We start from the raw sequence: 17,108 nt of genomic DNA on the forward strand, positions 1-17,108 counted from the left end.
CGTACGAGTGGGGCCGCCCCCGTCGATCACCGGGCCGGTGCCGTCACCGGTGCCGGCGCATAGCCCGTCGGCCGGGCCGTGAACGTGCCACGGCCCTGGGTCCGGCTGCGCAACCGGGTCGCGTAGCCGAAGAGTTCGGCCAGCGGCACGGTCGCCGTGACGACCGTCGCGCCCGCCCGGGTGACCGAGCCGGAGACCCGCCCGCGGCGGGCCGCCAGATCGCCGAGCACGCTGCCGACGGCGTCGTCCGGCACGGTGACCGTGACCTCGACGACCGGCTCCAGCAGGACCATCGCGCAGGAGCGCAGGGCGTCGCGCAGGCCGAAGCGGCCGGCCGTGCGGAAGGCGGTGTCGGAGGAGTCCTTCACATGGGTCGCCCCGTCCGTGAGGGTGACGCGCAGCCCGGTCACCGGGTGACCGCCGAGCGGGCCCTCACCGAGGGCGTCCCGGCACCCGGCCTCCACGGCACGGACGTACTCCTGCGGCACCCGACCGCCGACGACGGCCGAGCGGAACTCGAAGCCGGCCCCTGTCTCCAGGGGCTCGACGTCGAGCACGACATGCGCGAACTGACCCGCGCCGCCATCCTGTTTGACGTGCCGGAACACGAAGCCGGACACGCCCCGTCCCACGGTCTCGCGGTACGACACCCTGGGGCGGCCGACGTTGACGTCCAGCCCGGCCTCCCGCCGGATCTTCTCCACCGCGACCTCCAGATGCAGTTCTCCCATCCCGGACAGCAGCGTCTGCTCGGTCTCCGCGTCGGTCCGTACGACCAGCGACGGGTCCTCCTCCGCCAGCCGGGCCAGCGCGGAGGCCAGCCGGTCGGTCTCTGTGGACCTGCGGGTCTCGACCGCGACCGACACCACCGGCTCTGCCACACCGGGCGGTTCGAGGACGAGCGGCGCGCCCGGCGCGCAGAGCGTGGAGCCCGCGCGAGCCGACTTCAGACCGACCACGGCCACGATGTCCCCGGCCAGGGCCACGTCCACCTGGGCGTGGCGGTCGGCCTGCACCCTGAGGATGCGCCCGATCCGCTCGGTGCGCCCCGCACCCGCGTCCAGCACCGTGTCTCCCTTCGCGATCCATCCCGAGTACACCCGCAGGTAGGTCAGCCGGCCGGTCGGGGTCGCGCTCACCTTGAACGCCAGCCCCGCGAACGGCGCCGCCGGGTCGGCGGGCCGCTCCACGTCGGCACCGTCGTGCACACCGCGTACGGCAGGCACGTCGAGCGGCGACGGCAGATACGCCACGACCGCGTCGAGCAACGGCTCGACACCGCGGTTGCGGTAGGCCGAGCCGCACAGCACGACCACGCCCTCGCCCGTGCGGGTCAGCTCACGCAGAGCACCGACCAGCGTCTCGGGCGAGACCGTCGACCGTGCGCAGAACTCCTCCAGCGCACCCGCGTGCAGTTCGGCGACGGCCTCCTCCAGCAACCGCCGACGCCGCCGCGCCTCCTCGCGCAGCTTTCCCGGCACTTCCTCTTCTACGAAGGTGTCGGCGCCGTCGGCCCAGACCAGCGCCCGCATCCGTACGAGGTCCACGACGCCGCGGAAGCCGTCCTCCGTGCCGATGGGCAACTGGACGACCAGCGGCGTCGGATGCAGCCGTTCCCTGATCGACTCCACGGCCCGGTCGAGGTCCGCACCGGCGCGGTCCAGCTTGTTGACGAAGGCGATCCTCGGCACGCCGTGGCGGTCCGCCTGCCGCCACACGGACTCGCTCTGCGGCTCGACGCCGGCGACGGCGTCGAACACGGCTACCGCGCCGTCCAGTACCCGCAGCGCACGCTCGACCTCGTCGGCGAAGTCGACGTGGCCGGGGGTGTCGATGAGGTTGATGCGGTGACCGTCCCAGGCGCAGCTCACGGCCGCGGCGAAGATGGTGATGCCCCGGTCGCGCTCCTGCGGGTCGAAGTCGGTGACGGTGGTGCCGTCGTGGACCTCGCCGCGCTTGTGCGTGGTGCCGGTGGCGTACAGGATCCGCTCGGTGACGGTGGTCTTGCCCGCGTCGACGTGGGCGAGGATGCCGAGATTGCGGACGACGGCGAGGCTGTTTCGGTTGGTGCGCACGGCCCTTGGCCTTTCGGATGTTCCGGAAACGGAAAGGGGTCAGCGCGATTCCCGGACGACGGTGCGTGGGCGCACGCGAGCGGGACCTGCCGCCCGTCGGCAATGGGCCGGGGCGGGGTGGTCGTGGTGCTCGGGCGCTGTCAGAAGTTCGTCACGGGCATCCGGTGCCGGCCGCGCAGCGGGCACCGGGAGGACGAAGACACCAGGATCACCTCGGACCGGAAGGACCGGGAACGGGGAGCGGCGACAGCGATGTGTTCACGCACGGCCGGGCTCCCCTCACTGGTCACGATGTCGTGGTGAGTGTAGGGAGAGGCGGGGCGGCGGGGCCACGGATTTTCCGACGGCGCCTTTGGCCCCTGGCACGGCGGAGCGTCGGGGTGCCTTGTCCCGTGGGCGACCCGACCCGCGCCCGGGAGTCCTCCCACGTGGCCATTGCGACCGTATGGCCATGGGTGATTTATGGTGAATCGAGGAGTATGCCCCTACCGGAGGTGCAAAGATGCGCGCCGCGGCAGCGATCGTCTCTCTGGCTGTCAGCGGGGCGCTCATCGTCGCGACATCGGCATGCGACCAGGGCGGGTCGGAGGCGTCGAAAGCCCGCTACGGCGACTGCCAGGTCTCGGGACATCACGGGGAGTTTCACCTGTCGCCCGAGACGGCGGGCGCACTCACGGTCAAGACGACCCTGCCCGCACCCGGCTGGTGGAACGGCGACACGCCCGAGTCCGTCAAGAGCGGCTACGAGTACTGCATGGCCGCCAACATCGCGTACCGGTCCGGACTCGACCGGCTCAACGTGAAGAACGCCCCCTTCCCGGAGGTCGTGTCCGGCCGGACGAAGGACTTCGACCTGGCCCTGGCGCAGATCACGATCACCCCGGAACGGAGCAAGGTCGCCGAGTTCTCCCCGCCCTACCTCTCCTCGACCCTGGGACTGCTGATCAGGGACGGCGAGAAGATCAACCAGGACAACGTCCGTGACGTCCGGATCGGCGTGGCCGAGGGCACGACGGGCGAGGAGTTCGTCAAGGACCGCATCAAGCCGACCAAGCCCGTCACCGCCTACGCCAACGACCCGGAGATGATCACGGCGCTGGAGGAGGGCCGGATCGACGCGGTCATCCACGACACGACCATCCTGCTGGCGTATCCCCAGAAGCCGGGAAGCAAGGTGAGCCTGGTGGGCCAGTACAGGACCGACCAGGGTTACGGCGCCCTGTACCCGGCGGGGTCGCCCAACAGGGACGAACTGGACCGGGTCATCAAGCAGTTGATCGACGACGGGACGCTCGCGAAACTGTCGGCCGTCTATCTCGGGGCCGCTTTCGGCCAGGACCCGGCCAAGATCCCGTACATCACGGTCGACGACGGCTCCTGAACGCTCAGAATGCCGCACACCCCGGTCTCCGTGCCGCTTCACAGGCTCGCCATCAGGAGATCGCTCACGTCCCCGGTGGCGCCGCCGTCGATCGCCTGCTCAGCCCAGATGATCTTGCCGCGGTCGGTGTAACGGGTGCCCCACCGGCGGGACAGCTGCGCGACGAGGAACAGACCACGGCCGCCCTCGTCGGTCAGGGTTGCCCGGCGCAGATGCGGGGAGGTGCTGGTGCCGTCGGCGACCTCGCAGAACAGGCTGTCGTGGTCGCGCAGCAGCCGCAGGCTGATGGGGCTCTTCCCGTACCGGATGGCGTTCGTGACCAGTTCGCTGAGGATCAGCTCGGTCGTGAAGGCCGTCTCCCCGAGCCCCCACGACTCAAGCCTGCGGGTGGCCTCGGCGCGGATCCGGGAGACGGCCGCTGGGTCCTCCGGCACCTCCCACTCCGCGACCTGATCGGGGTCGAGCAGCCGGGTGCGTGCGACGAGCAGGGCGACATCGTCACTCGGCCTGGTGCGCAGCATCGCGTCGAGCACCGTCTGACAGGTGTCGTCCAGGGTGGCACCGTGCGTACGGGCCAGTGCTTCCCTCAGCATGCCGAGCCCGACGTCGATGTCCCGGCCACGGGCCTCGACCAGGCCGTCGGTGTAGAGCACCAGCCGGCTGTCGGCGGCCAGCCGGAGCACGGCCTTCTCACCCGGCAGACCTCCTCCCACGCCGAGCGGCGGGGCGACCGGGATGTCGGGGAAGGTCACGGAGCCGTCGGGCGCGACCAGCGCGGGACCGGGGTGACCGGCCCGGGCGAGAACACACTGCCCGGAGACCGGATCGTAGACCGCATACAGGCAGGTGGCGCCGGTGACGGACTCGGTCTTGCCCTCGGCCTCGGCGTCCTGGTCGATCCTGCTGACCAGGTCGTCGAGGTGCGCGAGAAGCTCGTCCGGAGGCAGGTCCAGGGCGGCGAAGTTGTGCACCGCGGTCCGCAGGCGGCCCATCGTCGCCGCGGCGTGCAGACCGTGTCCGACCACGTCGCCGACCACCAGGGCCACCCGGGCCCCGGGCAGCGGGATGACGTCGTACCAGTCGCCGCCCACCCCGGCCTGGGCGGGCAGGTACCGGTGGCCGACCTCCAGGGCGGACAGTTCGGGGAGCACGCCGGGGAGCAGGCTGCGCTGGAGGGTGACGGCCGTGGTGTGCTCGCGGGTGTAGCGGCGCGCGTTGTCGATGCACACGGCCGCCCGGGTGGCGAGTTCCTCGGCGGGGGACACGTCGTCCGGCTCGAAGGGTTCCTGGTCCGAACGCCAGAACTCCACGACCCCGAGCAATTGGCCCCGGGCCTGGAGCGGCACCGAGATCATCGAGTGGATGCCGTACGCGATGACCTGCCGGGCCCGCTCCGGGTCCTGGGCCCGCCAGTCGTCGGCCGAGGCGAGGTGCGCCACCAGGACCGGCCGGCCGGTGGCGATACCGGTGGCCACGGGGTTGCCGGGCGCGTAGCTCACCAGCGTCCCGACGGGGTCCAGGGGCGCGTCCGCCCGGATGCCCGCGGCTGCGATGTGCCGCATCGCCGTACTGGCCCCCGTCGGTTCACCGCCTTGCAGCACGGGCTCCGCCAGCTCGACGGTGGCGAAGTCGGCGAAGCGCGGGACCGTCACCTCGGTCAGCTCCTCGGCGGTGCGCTTCATGTCGAGGGTGGTACCGATCCGCGTACTGGCCTCGTAGAGCAGCTGCAGGCGCCCGCCCGCCACATCCGCCCGGCCGGCGAGGGCGCGCAGTTCGGTGGTGTCGCGCAGGGTGGCCACGGAGCCCGCCTTCGGGCCGACCGGTCGCACGTTGACCGCGAGCAGGGTGTCCCCGGCCAGGAAGACCTTGTCGGTGGCCGCCCGGCCCGATCCCAGCAGTCCGGCCAGGGCGGGGCTCAGACCGAGTCCGGTGACCGGCCTGCCCTCGACCTCCGGCGGCAGTGCGAGCAGCCGGCGCGCCTCGTCGTTGACCAGCAGCAGCCTTCCGTCGCCGTCCAGGATGATCACGCCTTCACGGACCGCGTGCAGCACCGCGTCGTGGTGCTCGTACATGCGGGTCATCTCCACCGGCCCCAGGCCCCGGGTCTGGCGCCGCAGACGCCCGCTGACCAGTGCCGACCCGCCTGCGGCCAGCAGCAGCGCGACACCGCCGGCGGCGAGGATCACCGGCAGTTGCTGCTGCACCACGCTGGTGACCTTGTCCACCGTGACCCCCACGGTGACGAGGCCGACCGCGGTCCCCTTGTCGTTGAAGACGGCCACCGTCGAGTCGACCGCCTTCCCCAGACTGCTGTCGAACGTGGTCTGGTGGGGCTCGCCCTCGAGCGCCTGACCGTAGGAGGTGGAGACGTGTTTCCCGATCTGGTCGGTGTCCGGGTGGGTCCACCGGAAGCCGTAGGGGCTCAGCGCCACGACGTAGTCGACGCCGGTCTTCTTGCGCACCGCCTCGGCGTGCGGCTGGAGTTCCGCCGTCGGGTCGTCGCTCTCCATCGCCTCCGCGGTGCCCCGGGCGTTCGCGAACGACTCGGCCGCCACCAGTGACCGGTCCTTGGCTTCCTGGATCGCGCGGTTGCGGTCCTGGATCACGAGCGCCGTCACGGCCGTGGCGATGAGCAGCAGGACGACGACGAATTGCAGCAGGAAGACCTGACCGGCGACTGTGCGCGGCTTCCGCAGCGACAGCAGACGTCGGCCGACCGAAGGGCGACGGGCCGTCGGGCCGGATTCGGGTGGTCCGGCCGTCGGACCGCCTTCCGGTCGCCCGTTCGTCCGACCGCCTTCCGGTGGCCCGGCCGTCCGACCGGCTTCTTGTGGCCCGTCCTTCGGTGGCACGTGGTCGCCCCGGCGGCTCGCTGGGGCGTATCGCCCAAGTTTGCCCACTTCCTCAGTATCAGTGACCGAGCAGACGGGCGCGGCTCAGGACGGGCCGAAGTGGGCGGCGACGCCCCGGAAAAGCAGAAGCCCCCGCATGAGAACCATGCGGGGGTACTGGAGTCGATAGAGAGTGTCCGAGGGGGGACTTGAACCCCCACGCCCGATAAAGGGCACTAGCACCTCAAGCTAGCGCGTCTGCCATTCCGCCACCCGGACCAGGTGTCCGCCGCCTTGCCGGGGGTGTTCCCCTCGGCGACGTGGACAACAATACCAAGCTTTCGGAGTGCCTTTCACCTGCGTTTCCTTCGGCTGGGCGGGGGTCCGGGACCTCCTGCCCCGATGCGCCTAGGGTCACACCATGAGTGACTGGCTGGTTACGCAGAGCCCTCCCGCGCGCCGCCGCCCGCGGGCGCTGTCGCCTCTCAGGGAGCATCTGCGGGACACGTTCTGGTTCGCCCCGACCGCCGCGATGGTGGCGGTCTTCGTGGTCTGGCTCGCGGCACAGGCGCTCGACACGGCCATCGTGGACGCGCTGCGGGACGACGGCGACTACGAGACGCTCGCCGATCTGCTGCGGTTCGCGCAGGACGCGAAGGCCGTGGTGAGCGCTGTCGGGTCGGCGATGATGACCTTCATCGGCGTGGTCTTCAGCATCTCGCTGGTGGCCGTGCAGATGGCGAGCGGGCAGTTCACCCCGCGGGTGGTGCGGCTCTTCGTCCGCAGCCGGATCACCAAGGCGACCTTCGCCGTCTTCCTGGCCACGTTCGTGCTGACGCTGCTGGTGCTGACCGCCTTCGACACGGTCGAGGACCCCCGGGACGTGACGACGCTGCCCCTGGTGCAGTCGGTCCTCACGCTCGGCATGGTCGCGCTGAGCCTCCTGCTGTTCGTGCTGTACGTGAACTCCACCCTGCGGCTCATGCGGATCAGCCATGTGATCGCGCGGATCGCCACCGAGTCCTTCCGGGCGATCTCCTCGATGCCCCCGCCGGCGAGTGGCGCGGAGATCCCCGAACTGGGCTCCGCGACGGCGTGGGTGCCGCACGAGGGCCGGGCGGGGGTGCTGCGGGACGTGCACATCGCACGGCTGGTGCGGGTGGCCCGCAGGCACGGAGTCGTGCTGCGGCTCATCCCGCGGATCGGGGACTTCGTGGTGCCCGGCACTCCCCTGCTGGCGGTCCACGGGGGAGCCGCCCCGCCGCCCGGCGCGCTGCGCTACACCACCTCCGTCGGGGTGGAGCGGACCTACCACCAGGATCTCGGCTTCGGGCTGCGGCAGTTGTGCGACATCGCCCTGCGTGCCCTGTCGGCCGCGATCAACGACCCGACGACGGCTGTGCAGGCCCTTGACCGCGTCGTGCAGATCCTGGCGGCGCTGACCCGGCATCCGCTGGACGTCGCACTGCACCGGGACCGGGGCGGAGCCGTGCGGCTGGTGCAGCCGGTGCCGGGGTGGACCGAGCTGGTGGATCTCGGGTTCACCGAGGTGCGCCGCTGTGGCCTCGGGAGCCCGCAGGTGTCGCGCCGCATGCTGGCCGGCCTGGACGACCTGCTGCTGCTCGCCGGTCCGGACCGGCGGGAGCCGTTGCTGCGGCACCGCGAACTGCTCCAGCAGGCCGTCGACGAGTCCGCCCCTAACCCGACGGACCGCGCGTTCGCGCTGCACCCCGACCGGCAGGGCATCGGCTGACCGGTTCGCCGGCCGGCCGATGCCCCGGCACTCTCCGCTCAGGGAAGGAGCTGGTATTCCGGGAAGTTCCCCGGCAGCCTCTCCCCCGCCGGCCCCTGTGTCACCGCGCGCACCAGCAGCTCGCCGCCGACGAACGCGCCGCGCCAGGACGCGCCGAACCCGCCGAACAACTCGTCACGGTCACCGCGGGAGCGCGGCTTTCCGTGGCCGACCTTGAACGCACGGATCTGCGGCGCGAGTCGCTCGTACGTCGCGGGGTCGTCCGTGGACAGCGTGGCGACCAGCGCGCCGTTGGAGGCGTTCATCGCCGCCAGCAGCTCCGCCTCCGTGTCGACCAGGACGATCGTGTCGACCGGGCCGAACGGCTCCGCGTGATGGAGCGGCGAGGACGGCGGCGGGTTCAGCAGGGTGACGGGCTGGACGTACGCAGAGGTGTCCTGGCCGGGCAGGAAGCCGGCGTCGGACACCTCGCCCCGGTGCAGCGGGACGGCGCCGCGGTCGATCGCCTCGGCGACCTGGTCGTGCAGCTCCTTGGCCTTGGCGGCGTTGATCACCGGCCCGAAGTCCAGTTGCGGATACGGGTCGTCGCGCTGCTCGACCGCCAGGGGGTGCCCGACCTTGAGCGTGCGCACCGCCGGCAGGTAGGCCGCCAGGAACTCGTCGAACAGCTCACGTTGGACGACGAAGCGCGGATACGCCGTGCAGCGCTGTTTGCCGTAGTCGAAGAGCTTGGGGATGACCGCGGTGAGCGAGTCCCAGTCGGTGTGGTTCCAGATGCCCCAGGTGTTGAGTCCCTCCTGTTCGAGTACATGTCGTTTGCCGAGGTCGGCCACGGCCGTGGCCACCGCGGCGCCGGTGTCGCGGCCGCCGACGAAGGAGACGCAGCCGATCTCGGGCGCCCGCACCAGCGCCTGGGACAGCTCGCCTCCGCTGCCGCTGACGAGGGTGACGGGAAGCCCCTCGCGGGCGGCGAGCGCACACGCCAGGGTCAGACAGGCGACACCGCCGTCGGTCGGGGTCTTGGCGATGACCGCGTTGCCTGCCAGTGCCTGTACCAGCATTGCGTGAACGAGCACGCTCATCGGGTAGTTCCAGCTCGCGATGTTGGAAACCGGCCCGTTCAGCGGGGCGCGGCCGGCGACCATCGGCTCGATGCCGTCGACGTACCAGCGCACGCCGTCGATGGCCCGGTCGACGTCCGCCTGCGCGAGCCGCCAGGGCTTGCCGATCTCCCAGACGAGCAGCAGAGCGAGCAGTTCACGGTGCTGGGTCAGGGCGTCGAGGGTCGCAGCGACGCGTGCCCGGCGTTCCTCCAGCGGGATGTGCCGCCACGCGCGGTGCTGGTCGAGCGAGGCGCGTACGGCCTGGTGGGCGGTGTCTGCGTCCAGGCGTGGCGGGCCGGCGATCGGGCTGCCGTCGACGGGGCTGGTGGCGGGAAGGGCACGGCCGTCGGCCTGCCAGGTGGAGTTCCAAAGGTTGAGGACGCGGTCGTCCCGGAAGGCCTCCGGGGCGACGGTCAGGCAGCGCTGCCAGGCATCTGCCCAGGCGGTGCCTGATTTGAGGGTCAGGGTGGTTGCCATGGGGGCTCCGCTCTCGGTGCACAGTCGGGGGCGGTCGTTGATGGCTACGGCGGAAGTTAGCGGCGTGCGGCGACTCCTGAAAGTGACCTCACGCCGACTATGAGTGACGTCACGCCTCGACGGCCAGGCGGTCCAGCACCAGGCGGGCGGTCTCGGTGGGCGTGCTGCCGACTCCCACGCCGACCGACTCCAGCGCTTCCTGCTTCGCCGCCGCCGTGCCGGACGAGCCGGACACGATCGCGCCCGCGTGGCCCATCGTCTTGCCCTCGGGTGCGGTGAAGCCGGCGATGTAGCCGACGACCGGTTTGGTGACGTGGTCGCGGATGTACGCGGCCGCGCGCTCCTCGGCGTCGCCGCCGATCTCGCCGATCAGGACGATGAGTTCGGTGTCGGGGTCGTCCTGGAAGGCGGCCAGGCAGTCGATGTGGGTCGTACCGACTACGGGGTCGCCGCCGATGCCGACGCAGGTGGAGAAGCCGATGTCGCGTAGCTCGTACATCAGTTGGTAGGTGAGCGTGCCGGACTTGGAGACCAGGCCGATGCGGCCGGGCTTGGTGATGTCGGCCGGGATGATGCCCGCGTTGGACTGGCCGGGGGTGATCAGGCCGGGGCAGTTGGGGCCGATGACGCGGGTGCCGCGTTCCTTCGCGTAGGAGGTGAAGGCGACGGAGTCGTGGACGGGGATGCCTTCGGTGATCACGACGGCGAGTGCGATGCCGGCGTCGGCCGCCTCCACGACGGCCGCCTTGGCGAAGGCGGGCGGCACGAAGACGACGGTGACGTCGGCGCCGGTCGCCCGCATGCCGTCGGCGACCGAGCCGAAGACGGGGACGGCACGGTCGTCGAAGTCGACGGTGCGGCCGGCCTTGCGCGGGTTGACGCCGCCGACGACGTTCGTGCCGGCGGCGAGCATGCGCCGGGTGTGCTTCATGCCCTCGCCGCCGGTCATGCCCTGGACGAGGACCTTGCTCTCCTTGGTGAGGTAGATCGCCATGTCGTCGTGTCTCCTCAGGCTGTGGCGGAGGCGAGTTGGGCGGCCCGCAGCGCGGCGCCGTCCATGGTGGTGGCCTGCTGGACCAGGGGGTGGGCGCGGCCGTCGAGGATGGCGCGGCCACGGGCGGCGTTGTTGCCGTCGAGGCGTACGACGAGCGGCTTGGTCAACTGGACGCTGTCCAGGGCCTGCACGATGCCGTCGGCGACCGCGTCGCAGGCGGTGATGCCGCCGAACACGTTGACGAAGACGGACTTCACGTCCGGGTCGGAGAGGATGACGGAGAGTCCGTCGGCCATGATCTGGGCCGAGGCGCCGCCGCCGATGTCGAGGAAGTTGGCGGGTCGGGCGCCGCAGCCCGCGACGACGTCGAGCGTCGACATGACGAGGCCCGCGCCGTTGCCGATGATGCCGACCTCGCCGTCGAGCTTGACGTAGTTGAGGCCCTTGGCCGCGGCGGCCGCCTCCAGCGCGTCGTCGTGCTCGACACCCTCGGCGCCCCACCGGGCCTGCCGGAAGCGGGCGTTGTCGTCGAGGGTGACCTTGCCGTCGAGGGCGAGGATCTGGCCCTGTTCGGTGCGCACGAGCGGGTTGACCTCGACCAGGACCGCGTCCTCGCGGACCAGCACCTCCCAGAGTCTGACGAGCACGTCGACGGTCTGTGGTGGCAGGCCGGCCGCCTCGGCGATCTCGCCGGCCTTCGCCGAGGTGACGCCCTCGGCCGGGTCGATGGGGATACGGGCCACGGCCTCGGGCCGGGTGGCGGCGACCTCCTCGATCTCCATGCCGCCCTCGGCGGAGGCGATGGCGAGGAAGCCGCCCGCCGCGCGGTCGAGTACGTAGGACACGTAGAACTCGGTCTCGATGTCCACGGGCTGGGCCAGCATCACCTTGCCGACCGTGTGGCCCTTGATGTCCATGCCGAGGATCTGGCGGGCCGTGATCTCGGCCGACGCCGGGTCCGCGGCGACCTTCACACCGCCGGCCTTGCCCCGGCCACCGGTCTTCACCTGCGCCTTGACCACCACTCGGCCGCCGAGCCTGCGGGCCATCTCGCGGGCTTCCTTGGGTGAGTCCGTGACCTCCGCCCGTGGCACCAAGATGCCGTGTTCTTCGAAAAGTTCCCTTGCCTGGTGTTCGTACAGGTCCATTCCGGCTCCTGACTCAAAAGTGCCGCACGCCCCCTGGACACCACCCACTGGATGCGGGATAACAAGGTTCATACAGTATTCGTCGACTGTATGCAATGTACCGCGAGAGCCGTTCCACCCCCCTACGAAGGGACAGGACTTCGCCATGCCCGACGACACCCAGGACGTCATTTCCGGTGGTCATCTCGTTGCCAAGGCTCTGAAGGCCGAGGGGGTCGACCGCATCTACACCTTGTGCGGCGGCCACATCATCGACATCTACGACGGCTGCGTAGACGAGGGCATCGAGGTCGTCGACGTCCGTCACGAGCAGGTCGCCGCCCACGCCGCCGACGGCTACGCCCGTCTCACCGGCAAGCCGGGATGCGCGGTGGTCACCGCGGGTCCGGGCACCACCGACGCCGTCACCGGAGTCGCCAACGCCTTCCGCGCCGAGTCACCGATGCTGCTCATCGGCGGCCAGGGCGCGCTCACCCAGCACAAGATGGGGTCCCTCCAGGACCTCCCGCACGTCGACATGATGACGCCGATCACCAAGTTCGCGGCGGCCGTGCCGGACACGGCACGCGCGGCGGACATGGTGTCGATGGCGTTCCGCGAGTGCTACCACGGTGCGCCCGGGCCCTCCTTCCTGGAGATCCCGCGCGACGTGCTCGACGCGAAGGTGCCGGTGAGCAAGGCGCGTGTGCCGAAGGAGGGGGCCTACCGTGCCTCCACCCGTTCGGCCGGCGACCCCGAGGCGATCGAGAAGCTCGCCGACCTGCTGGTCCACGCCGAGAAGCCGGCCATTCTGCTCGGCAGCCAGGTATGGACGACACGTGGCACCGAGGCGGCCATCGAGCTCGTACGCACCCTCAACATTCCGGCCTACATGAACGGCGCCGGCCGCGGCACGCTGCCGCCCGGCGACCCGCACCACTTCCAGCTGTCACGGCGGTACGCGTTCTCCAACGCCGATGTCATCGTCATCGTCGGCACGCCCTTCGACTTCCGCATGGGCTACGGCAAGCGGCTGTCCCCGGACGCGACCGTCGTGCAGATCGACCTCGACTACCGCACCGTCGGCAAGAACCGCGACATCGACCTCGGTGTCGTCGGCGACGCCGGACTGGTGCTGAAGTCGGTCACCGAGGCCGCCTCCGGGCGCGTCAACGGCGGCGCGTCCAAGCGCAAGGAGTGGCTCGACGAGCTGCGCGCGGCCGAGCAGACCGCTCTGGAGAAGCGGCTGCCCAGCCTGAAGTCGGACGCCTCGCCGATCCACCCGTACCGGCTGGTCAGCGAGATCAACGACTTCCTCACCGAGGACTCGATCTACATCGGCGACGGCGGCGACATCGTCACCTTCTCCGGTCAGGTCGTGCAGCCCAAGTCGCCGGGCCACTGGATGGACCCGGGCCCGCTGGGCACGCTCGGCGTCGGGGTGCCGTTCGTGCTCGCGGCCAAGCAGGCGCGGCCCGACAAGGAGGTCGTCGCACTCTTCGGCGACGGGGCGTTCTCCCTCACCGGCTGGGACTTCGAGACGCTCGTCCGCTACAACCTCCCCTTCGTCGGCATCGTCGGCAACAACTCCTCGATGAACCAGATCCGTTACGGCCAGGCCCAGAAGTACGGCCTGGAGCGCGAGCGGGTCGGCAACACCCTCGGTGACGTCCACTACGACAAGTTCGCGCAGATGCTGGGCGGTTACGGCGAGGAGGTCCGTGACCCCGCCGACATCGGCCCCGCGCTGCAGCGCGCCCGCGAGTCCGGCAAGCCGTCGCTGATCAACGTCTGGGTCGACCCGGACGCGTACGCCCCCGGAACCATGAACCAGACCATGTACAAGTGAGGAGGCCTTCATGACTGGCACGTCGACCAAGGCTCTCGAAGGCATCCGCGTCCTGGACATGACCCACGTCCAGTCCGGGCCCTCCGCGACCCAGTTGCTCGCCTGGCTCGGCGCGGACGTCGTCAAGCTGGAGGCGCCGACCGGTGACATCACGCGCAAGCAGCTGCGCGACCTCCCGGACGTCGACTCCCTCTACTTCACGATGCTCAACTGCAACAAGCGGAGCATCACCCTCAACACCAAGACCGAGCGCGGCAAGGAGATCCTCACCGAGCTGATCCGGCGCTCCGACGTCATGGTCGAGAACTTCGGACCGGGCGCGGTGGACCGGATGGGCTTCACCTGGGACCGCATCCAGGAGATCAATCCACGTATCGTCTACGCCTCCATCAAGGGGTTCGGCGAAGGCCCGTACACCAACTTCAAGGCGTACGAGGTCGTCGCGCAGGCCATGGGCGGGTCGATGTCGACCACCGGTTTCGAGGACGGGCCGCCGCTGGCGACCGGAGCCCAGATCGGGGACTCGGGGACGGGTGTGCACGCCGTCGCGGGGATTCTCGCGGCGCTGTTCCAGCGCGAGAACACCGGGCGTGGGCAGCGGGTCAACGTGGCCATGCAGCACGCCGTACTCAACCTGTGCCGGGTGAAGCTGAGGGATCAGCAACGCCTGGCACACGGGCCGCTCGCTGAATATCCCAACGAGGACTTCGGCACCGAGGTTCCCCGCTCGGGCAACGCGTCCGGCGGCGGTCAGCCGGGCTGGGCGGTCAAGTGCGCGCCCGGCGGCCCGAACGACTACGTCTACGTCATCGTGCAGCCCGTCGGCTGGAAGCCGATGAGCGAGCTCATCGGCCGGCCCGAACTCGCCGACGACCCCGAGTGGGCGACGCCTGAGGCCCGGCTGCCCAAGCTCAACAAGATGTTCCAGCTGATCGAGGAGTGGTCCTCGACCCTGCCCAAGTGGGAGGTGCTGGAGCGGCTCAACGCGCACAACATCCCGTGCGGGCCGATCCTTTCGACCAAGGAGATCATCGAGGACTCCTCCCTGGTCGACAACGAGATGGTCGTCACCGTGCCGCACCCCGAGCGGGGCGATTTCGTGACCGTCGGCAGCCCCCTCAAGCTCTCCGACTCCCCGGTCGAGGTGAGCAGTTCGCCACTGCTCGGCGAGCACAACGAACAGGTCTACATCGGCGAGCTCGGCCTCGGTGACGAGGAGCTGCGCCTGCTCAAGTCGAACGGAGTGATCTGACGTGATGGCCGAAGACCGCGAGCTCAGGGTGCGGGCGCTCCTCGACTCCGTGCGGGCCGAGGGACGTACCGCGCTGACCGCGCCCGAGGGCAAGGTGATCGCCGACGCGTACGGGATCGCCGTACCGGGCGAGGAGCTCGCGACGGACGTCGACGAGGCGGTGGCCTACGCGGCGCGCTTCGGCGGGCCCGTGGTGATGAAGATCGTCTCGCCGGACATCCTCCACAAGACCGACGCGGGCGGCGTGATCGTCGGTGTCGAGGGTGCGACGGACGTACGGGCGGCGTTCCACAAGATCGTCGACAACGCCCGTGCGTACGACGCGGACGCCCGCATCGAGGGCGTCCAGGTGCAGGAACTGCTGCCGCAGGGGCAGGAGGTCATCGTCGGCGCGGTCACCGACCCGACGTTCGGCAAGGTGGTCGCCTTCGGGCTCGGCGGAGTGCTCGTCGAGGTCCTCAAGGACGTCACCTTCCGGCTCGCGCCCGTGAGCGCCGACGAGGCGCTGTCGATGCTGGACTCGATCCGGTCGGCGGAGATCCTGCACGGCGTGCGCGGCCAGGCGGGCGTGGACCGGTGGGCGGTCGCCGAGCAGATCCGACGGGTGTCCCAGCTGGTCGCGGACTTCCCGGAGATCGCCGAGGTGGACCTCAACCCGGTGATCGCCACCGCGGAGGGGGCGACCGCCGCCGACATCCGCGTGATCCTCTCCGAGGCGCCCGCGAAGCCGCGCCGGCGCTACTCGCGCGAGGAGATCCTCACCTCGATGCGCCGGCTGATGCAGCCGTCGTCGGTAGCGGTCATCGGCGCGTCCAACGAGCAGGGCAAGATCGGCAATTCGGTCATGCGCAACCTCATCGACGGCGGTTTCGCCGGGGACATCCACCCGGTGAACCCCAAGGCCGATGACATTCTGGGCCGCAAGGCGTACAAGAGTGTCACGGACGTTCCCGGTGAGGTGGATGTGGCGGTCTTCGCTATCCCCGCCAAGTTCGTGGCCTCGGCCCTGGAGGAGGTGGGACGCAAGGGGATCCCCAACGCCGTCCTGATCCCCTCCGGGTTCGCGGAGACCGGTGAGCACGAACTCCAGGAGGAGATCGTGGCCATCGCCGAGCGGCACGGCGTCCGGCTGCTCGGTCCGAACATCTACGGCTACTACTCGACGTGGCAGGACCTGTGCGCCACGTTCTGCACGCCGTACGACGTCAAGGGCGGGGTGGCGCTGACCTCGCAGTCCGGCGGCATCGGCATGGCCATCCTGGGCTTCGCGCGGACCACGAAGACGGGTGTGTCGGCGATCGTCGGCCTCGGCAACAAGTCGGACCTGGACGAGGACGACCTGCTGACCTGGTTCGGCGAGGACCCGCACACCGAGTGCATCGCGATGCACCTGGAGGACCTCAAGGACGGGCGTGCCTTCGTCGAGGCCGCGCGGGCGACCGTGCCGAAGAAGCCGGTCGTCGTCCTCAAGGCGGGCCGTACGGCCGCGGGCGCGAAGGCAGCCGGGTCGCACACCGGAGCCCTCGCCGGCGACGACGCCGTGTACGAGGACATCCTGAAGCAGGCCGGTGTCATCCGGGCGCCCGGGCTGAACGACATGCTCGAGTACGCGCGCGGGCTGCCGGTCCTGCCGGCTCCCAAGGGCGACAACGTCGTGATCATCACGGGGGCAGGCGGCAGCGGCGTGCTGCTCTCGGACGCCGTCACCGACAACGGCCTGACCCTGATGGACATCCCGCCGGACCTGGACGAGGCCTTCCGGAAGTTCATCCCGCCCTTCGGGGCGGCGGGCAACCCGGTCGACATCACCGGCGGCGAGCCGCCGTCGACGTACGAGGCGACGATCCGGCTCGGCCTGGAGGACCCGCGCATCCACTCGCTGGTCCTGGGCTACTGGCACACGATCGTCACTCCCCCGATGGTCTTCGCGGAGCTCACCGCGCGCGTGGTGGCCGAGTTCCGGCAGCGCGGCATAGAGAAGCCCGTCGTCGCGTCGCTCGCGGGTGACGTGGAGGTCGAGGAGGCCTGCCAGTACCTGTACGAGCGAGGGGTCGTGGCGTACCCGTACACGACCGAGAAGCCGGTGGCCGTGCTCGGCGCGAAGTACCGCTGGGCGCGGGCGGCGGGACTGTTGGGGGGCGGTTCATGAGGTGAGGCAGCGGGGGGCCGGCCGACGGTGCGCGTCGGCCGGCCCCGGGACCCGCGCGCGCACGAAAGGCATTGGACAGGGGGCGCTGGCCAGAACTTTCGACGCAAGGGGTGCAAT

The 17,108-nt window shown here is 70.5% G+C and carries 10 protein-coding genes and 1 tRNA gene; 5 read left to right on the forward strand and 6 right to left on the reverse strand.

The window, feature by feature from the left end; translation table 11 throughout:
• Nucleotides 1–26: 26 nt before the first annotated feature.
• Complete coding sequence (fusA, locus tag CP983_RS07520; RefSeq protein WP_150499033.1) at nucleotides 27–2,075, reverse strand: elongation factor G; 2,049 nt, start codon at nucleotides 2,073–2,075, stop codon at nucleotides 27–29.
• A 502-nt stretch (nucleotides 2,076–2,577) separates the two neighbouring features.
• On the opposite strand from fusA, the gene CP983_RS07525 reads away from it, so the two are divergent.
• Nucleotides 2,578–3,456 carry an ABC transporter substrate-binding protein gene (locus CP983_RS07525; protein WP_150499034.1) on the forward strand — a complete coding sequence of 293 codons (879 nt, stop codon included), beginning with the start codon at nucleotides 2,578–2,580 and terminating at the stop codon, nucleotides 3,454–3,456.
• 38 nt (nucleotides 3,457–3,494) lie between these two features.
• Here CP983_RS07525 and CP983_RS07530 read toward each other — a convergent pair whose 3' ends face one another.
• Nucleotides 3,495–6,161, reverse strand: coding sequence for a SpoIIE family protein phosphatase (locus tag CP983_RS07530; RefSeq protein ID WP_229914719.1), 2,667 nt, complete (start codon nucleotides 6,159–6,161; stop codon nucleotides 3,495–3,497).
• A gap of 320 nt (nucleotides 6,162–6,481) precedes the next feature.
• Nucleotides 6,482–6,566, reverse strand: a tRNA-Leu gene (locus CP983_RS07535).
• Nucleotides 6,567–6,708: 142 nt separating this feature from the next.
• Here CP983_RS07535 and CP983_RS07540 point away from each other — a divergent pair.
• Complete coding sequence (locus tag CP983_RS07540) at nucleotides 6,709–8,040, forward strand: DUF2254 domain-containing protein (protein ID WP_150499036.1); 1,332 nt, start codon at nucleotides 6,709–6,711, stop codon at nucleotides 8,038–8,040.
• Nucleotides 8,041–8,078: 38 nt separating this feature from the next.
• Here CP983_RS07540 and CP983_RS07545 read toward each other — a convergent pair whose 3' ends face one another.
• The 3 genes from CP983_RS07545 to sucC form a co-directional block, all read right to left on the reverse strand.
• Entirely contained in the window at nucleotides 8,079–9,620 is a 1,542-nt protein-coding gene (locus CP983_RS07545) for an aldehyde dehydrogenase family protein (RefSeq protein WP_150499037.1), read from the reverse strand.
• 109 nt (nucleotides 9,621–9,729) lie between these two features.
• Nucleotides 9,730–10,614: a succinate--CoA ligase subunit alpha gene (sucD, locus tag CP983_RS07550; protein ID WP_107908091.1), complete on the reverse strand. Its 885-nt coding sequence runs from the start codon at nucleotides 10,612–10,614 to the stop codon at nucleotides 9,730–9,732.
• A gap of 14 nt (nucleotides 10,615–10,628) precedes the next feature.
• A complete protein-coding gene (gene sucC / locus CP983_RS07555) occupies nucleotides 10,629–11,762 on the reverse strand; it encodes an ADP-forming succinate--CoA ligase subunit beta (protein WP_125526838.1) in 1,134 nt (377 codons plus the stop codon).
• Nucleotides 11,763–11,907: 145 nt separating this feature from the next.
• On the opposite strand from sucC, the gene CP983_RS07560 reads away from it, so the two are divergent.
• From CP983_RS07560 to CP983_RS07570, 3 genes are read left to right on the forward strand one after another with little or no spacing between them, the layout of a single operon-like run.
• Nucleotides 11,908–13,590 (forward strand): thiamine pyrophosphate-binding protein, encoded by a 1,683-nt coding sequence (locus CP983_RS07560; RefSeq protein WP_030950510.1) that lies wholly within the window; start codon nucleotides 11,908–11,910, stop codon nucleotides 13,588–13,590.
• Between the two features lie 10 nt (nucleotides 13,591–13,600).
• Nucleotides 13,601–14,842 carry a formyl-CoA transferase gene (gene frc, locus CP983_RS07565; RefSeq protein WP_150499038.1) on the forward strand — a complete coding sequence of 414 codons (1,242 nt, stop codon included), beginning with the start codon at nucleotides 13,601–13,603 and terminating at the stop codon, nucleotides 14,840–14,842.
• Nucleotides 14,843–14,846: 4 nt separating this feature from the next.
• Nucleotides 14,847–16,991, forward strand: coding sequence for an acetate--CoA ligase family protein (locus tag CP983_RS07570; RefSeq protein ID WP_150499039.1), 2,145 nt, complete (start codon nucleotides 14,847–14,849; stop codon nucleotides 16,989–16,991).
• Nucleotides 16,992–17,108: the final 117 nt, after the last annotated feature.

It is taken from the genome of Streptomyces chartreusis (assembly GCF_008704715.1).
In the GTDB taxonomy this organism is placed as follows: domain Bacteria; phylum Actinomycetota; class Actinomycetes; order Streptomycetales; family Streptomycetaceae; genus Streptomyces; species Streptomyces chartreusis.

Coding starts and splice junctions, on each gene's coding strand:
- CP983_RS07525 (WP_150499034.1), top strand. CDS start 2,578: ATGCGCGCCGCGGCAGCGATCGTCTCTCTGGCTGTCAGCGGGGCGCTC.
- CP983_RS07540 (WP_150499036.1), top strand. CDS start 6,709: ATGAGTGACTGGCTGGTTACGCAGAGCCCTCCCGCGCGCCGCCGCCCG.
- CP983_RS07545 (WP_150499037.1), bottom strand. CDS start 9,620: ATGGCAACCACCCTGACCCTCAAATCAGGCACCGCCTGGGCAGATGCC.
- sucD (WP_107908091.1), bottom strand. CDS start 10,614: ATGGCGATCTACCTCACCAAGGAGAGCAAGGTCCTCGTCCAGGGCATG.
- sucC (WP_125526838.1), bottom strand. CDS start 11,762: ATGGACCTGTACGAACACCAGGCAAGGGAACTTTTCGAAGAACACGGC.
- CP983_RS07560 (WP_030950510.1), top strand. CDS start 11,908: ATGCCCGACGACACCCAGGACGTCATTTCCGGTGGTCATCTCGTTGCC.
- frc (WP_150499038.1), top strand. CDS start 13,601: ATGACTGGCACGTCGACCAAGGCTCTCGAAGGCATCCGCGTCCTGGAC.
- CP983_RS07570 (WP_150499039.1), top strand. CDS start 14,847: ATGGCCGAAGACCGCGAGCTCAGGGTGCGGGCGCTCCTCGACTCCGTG.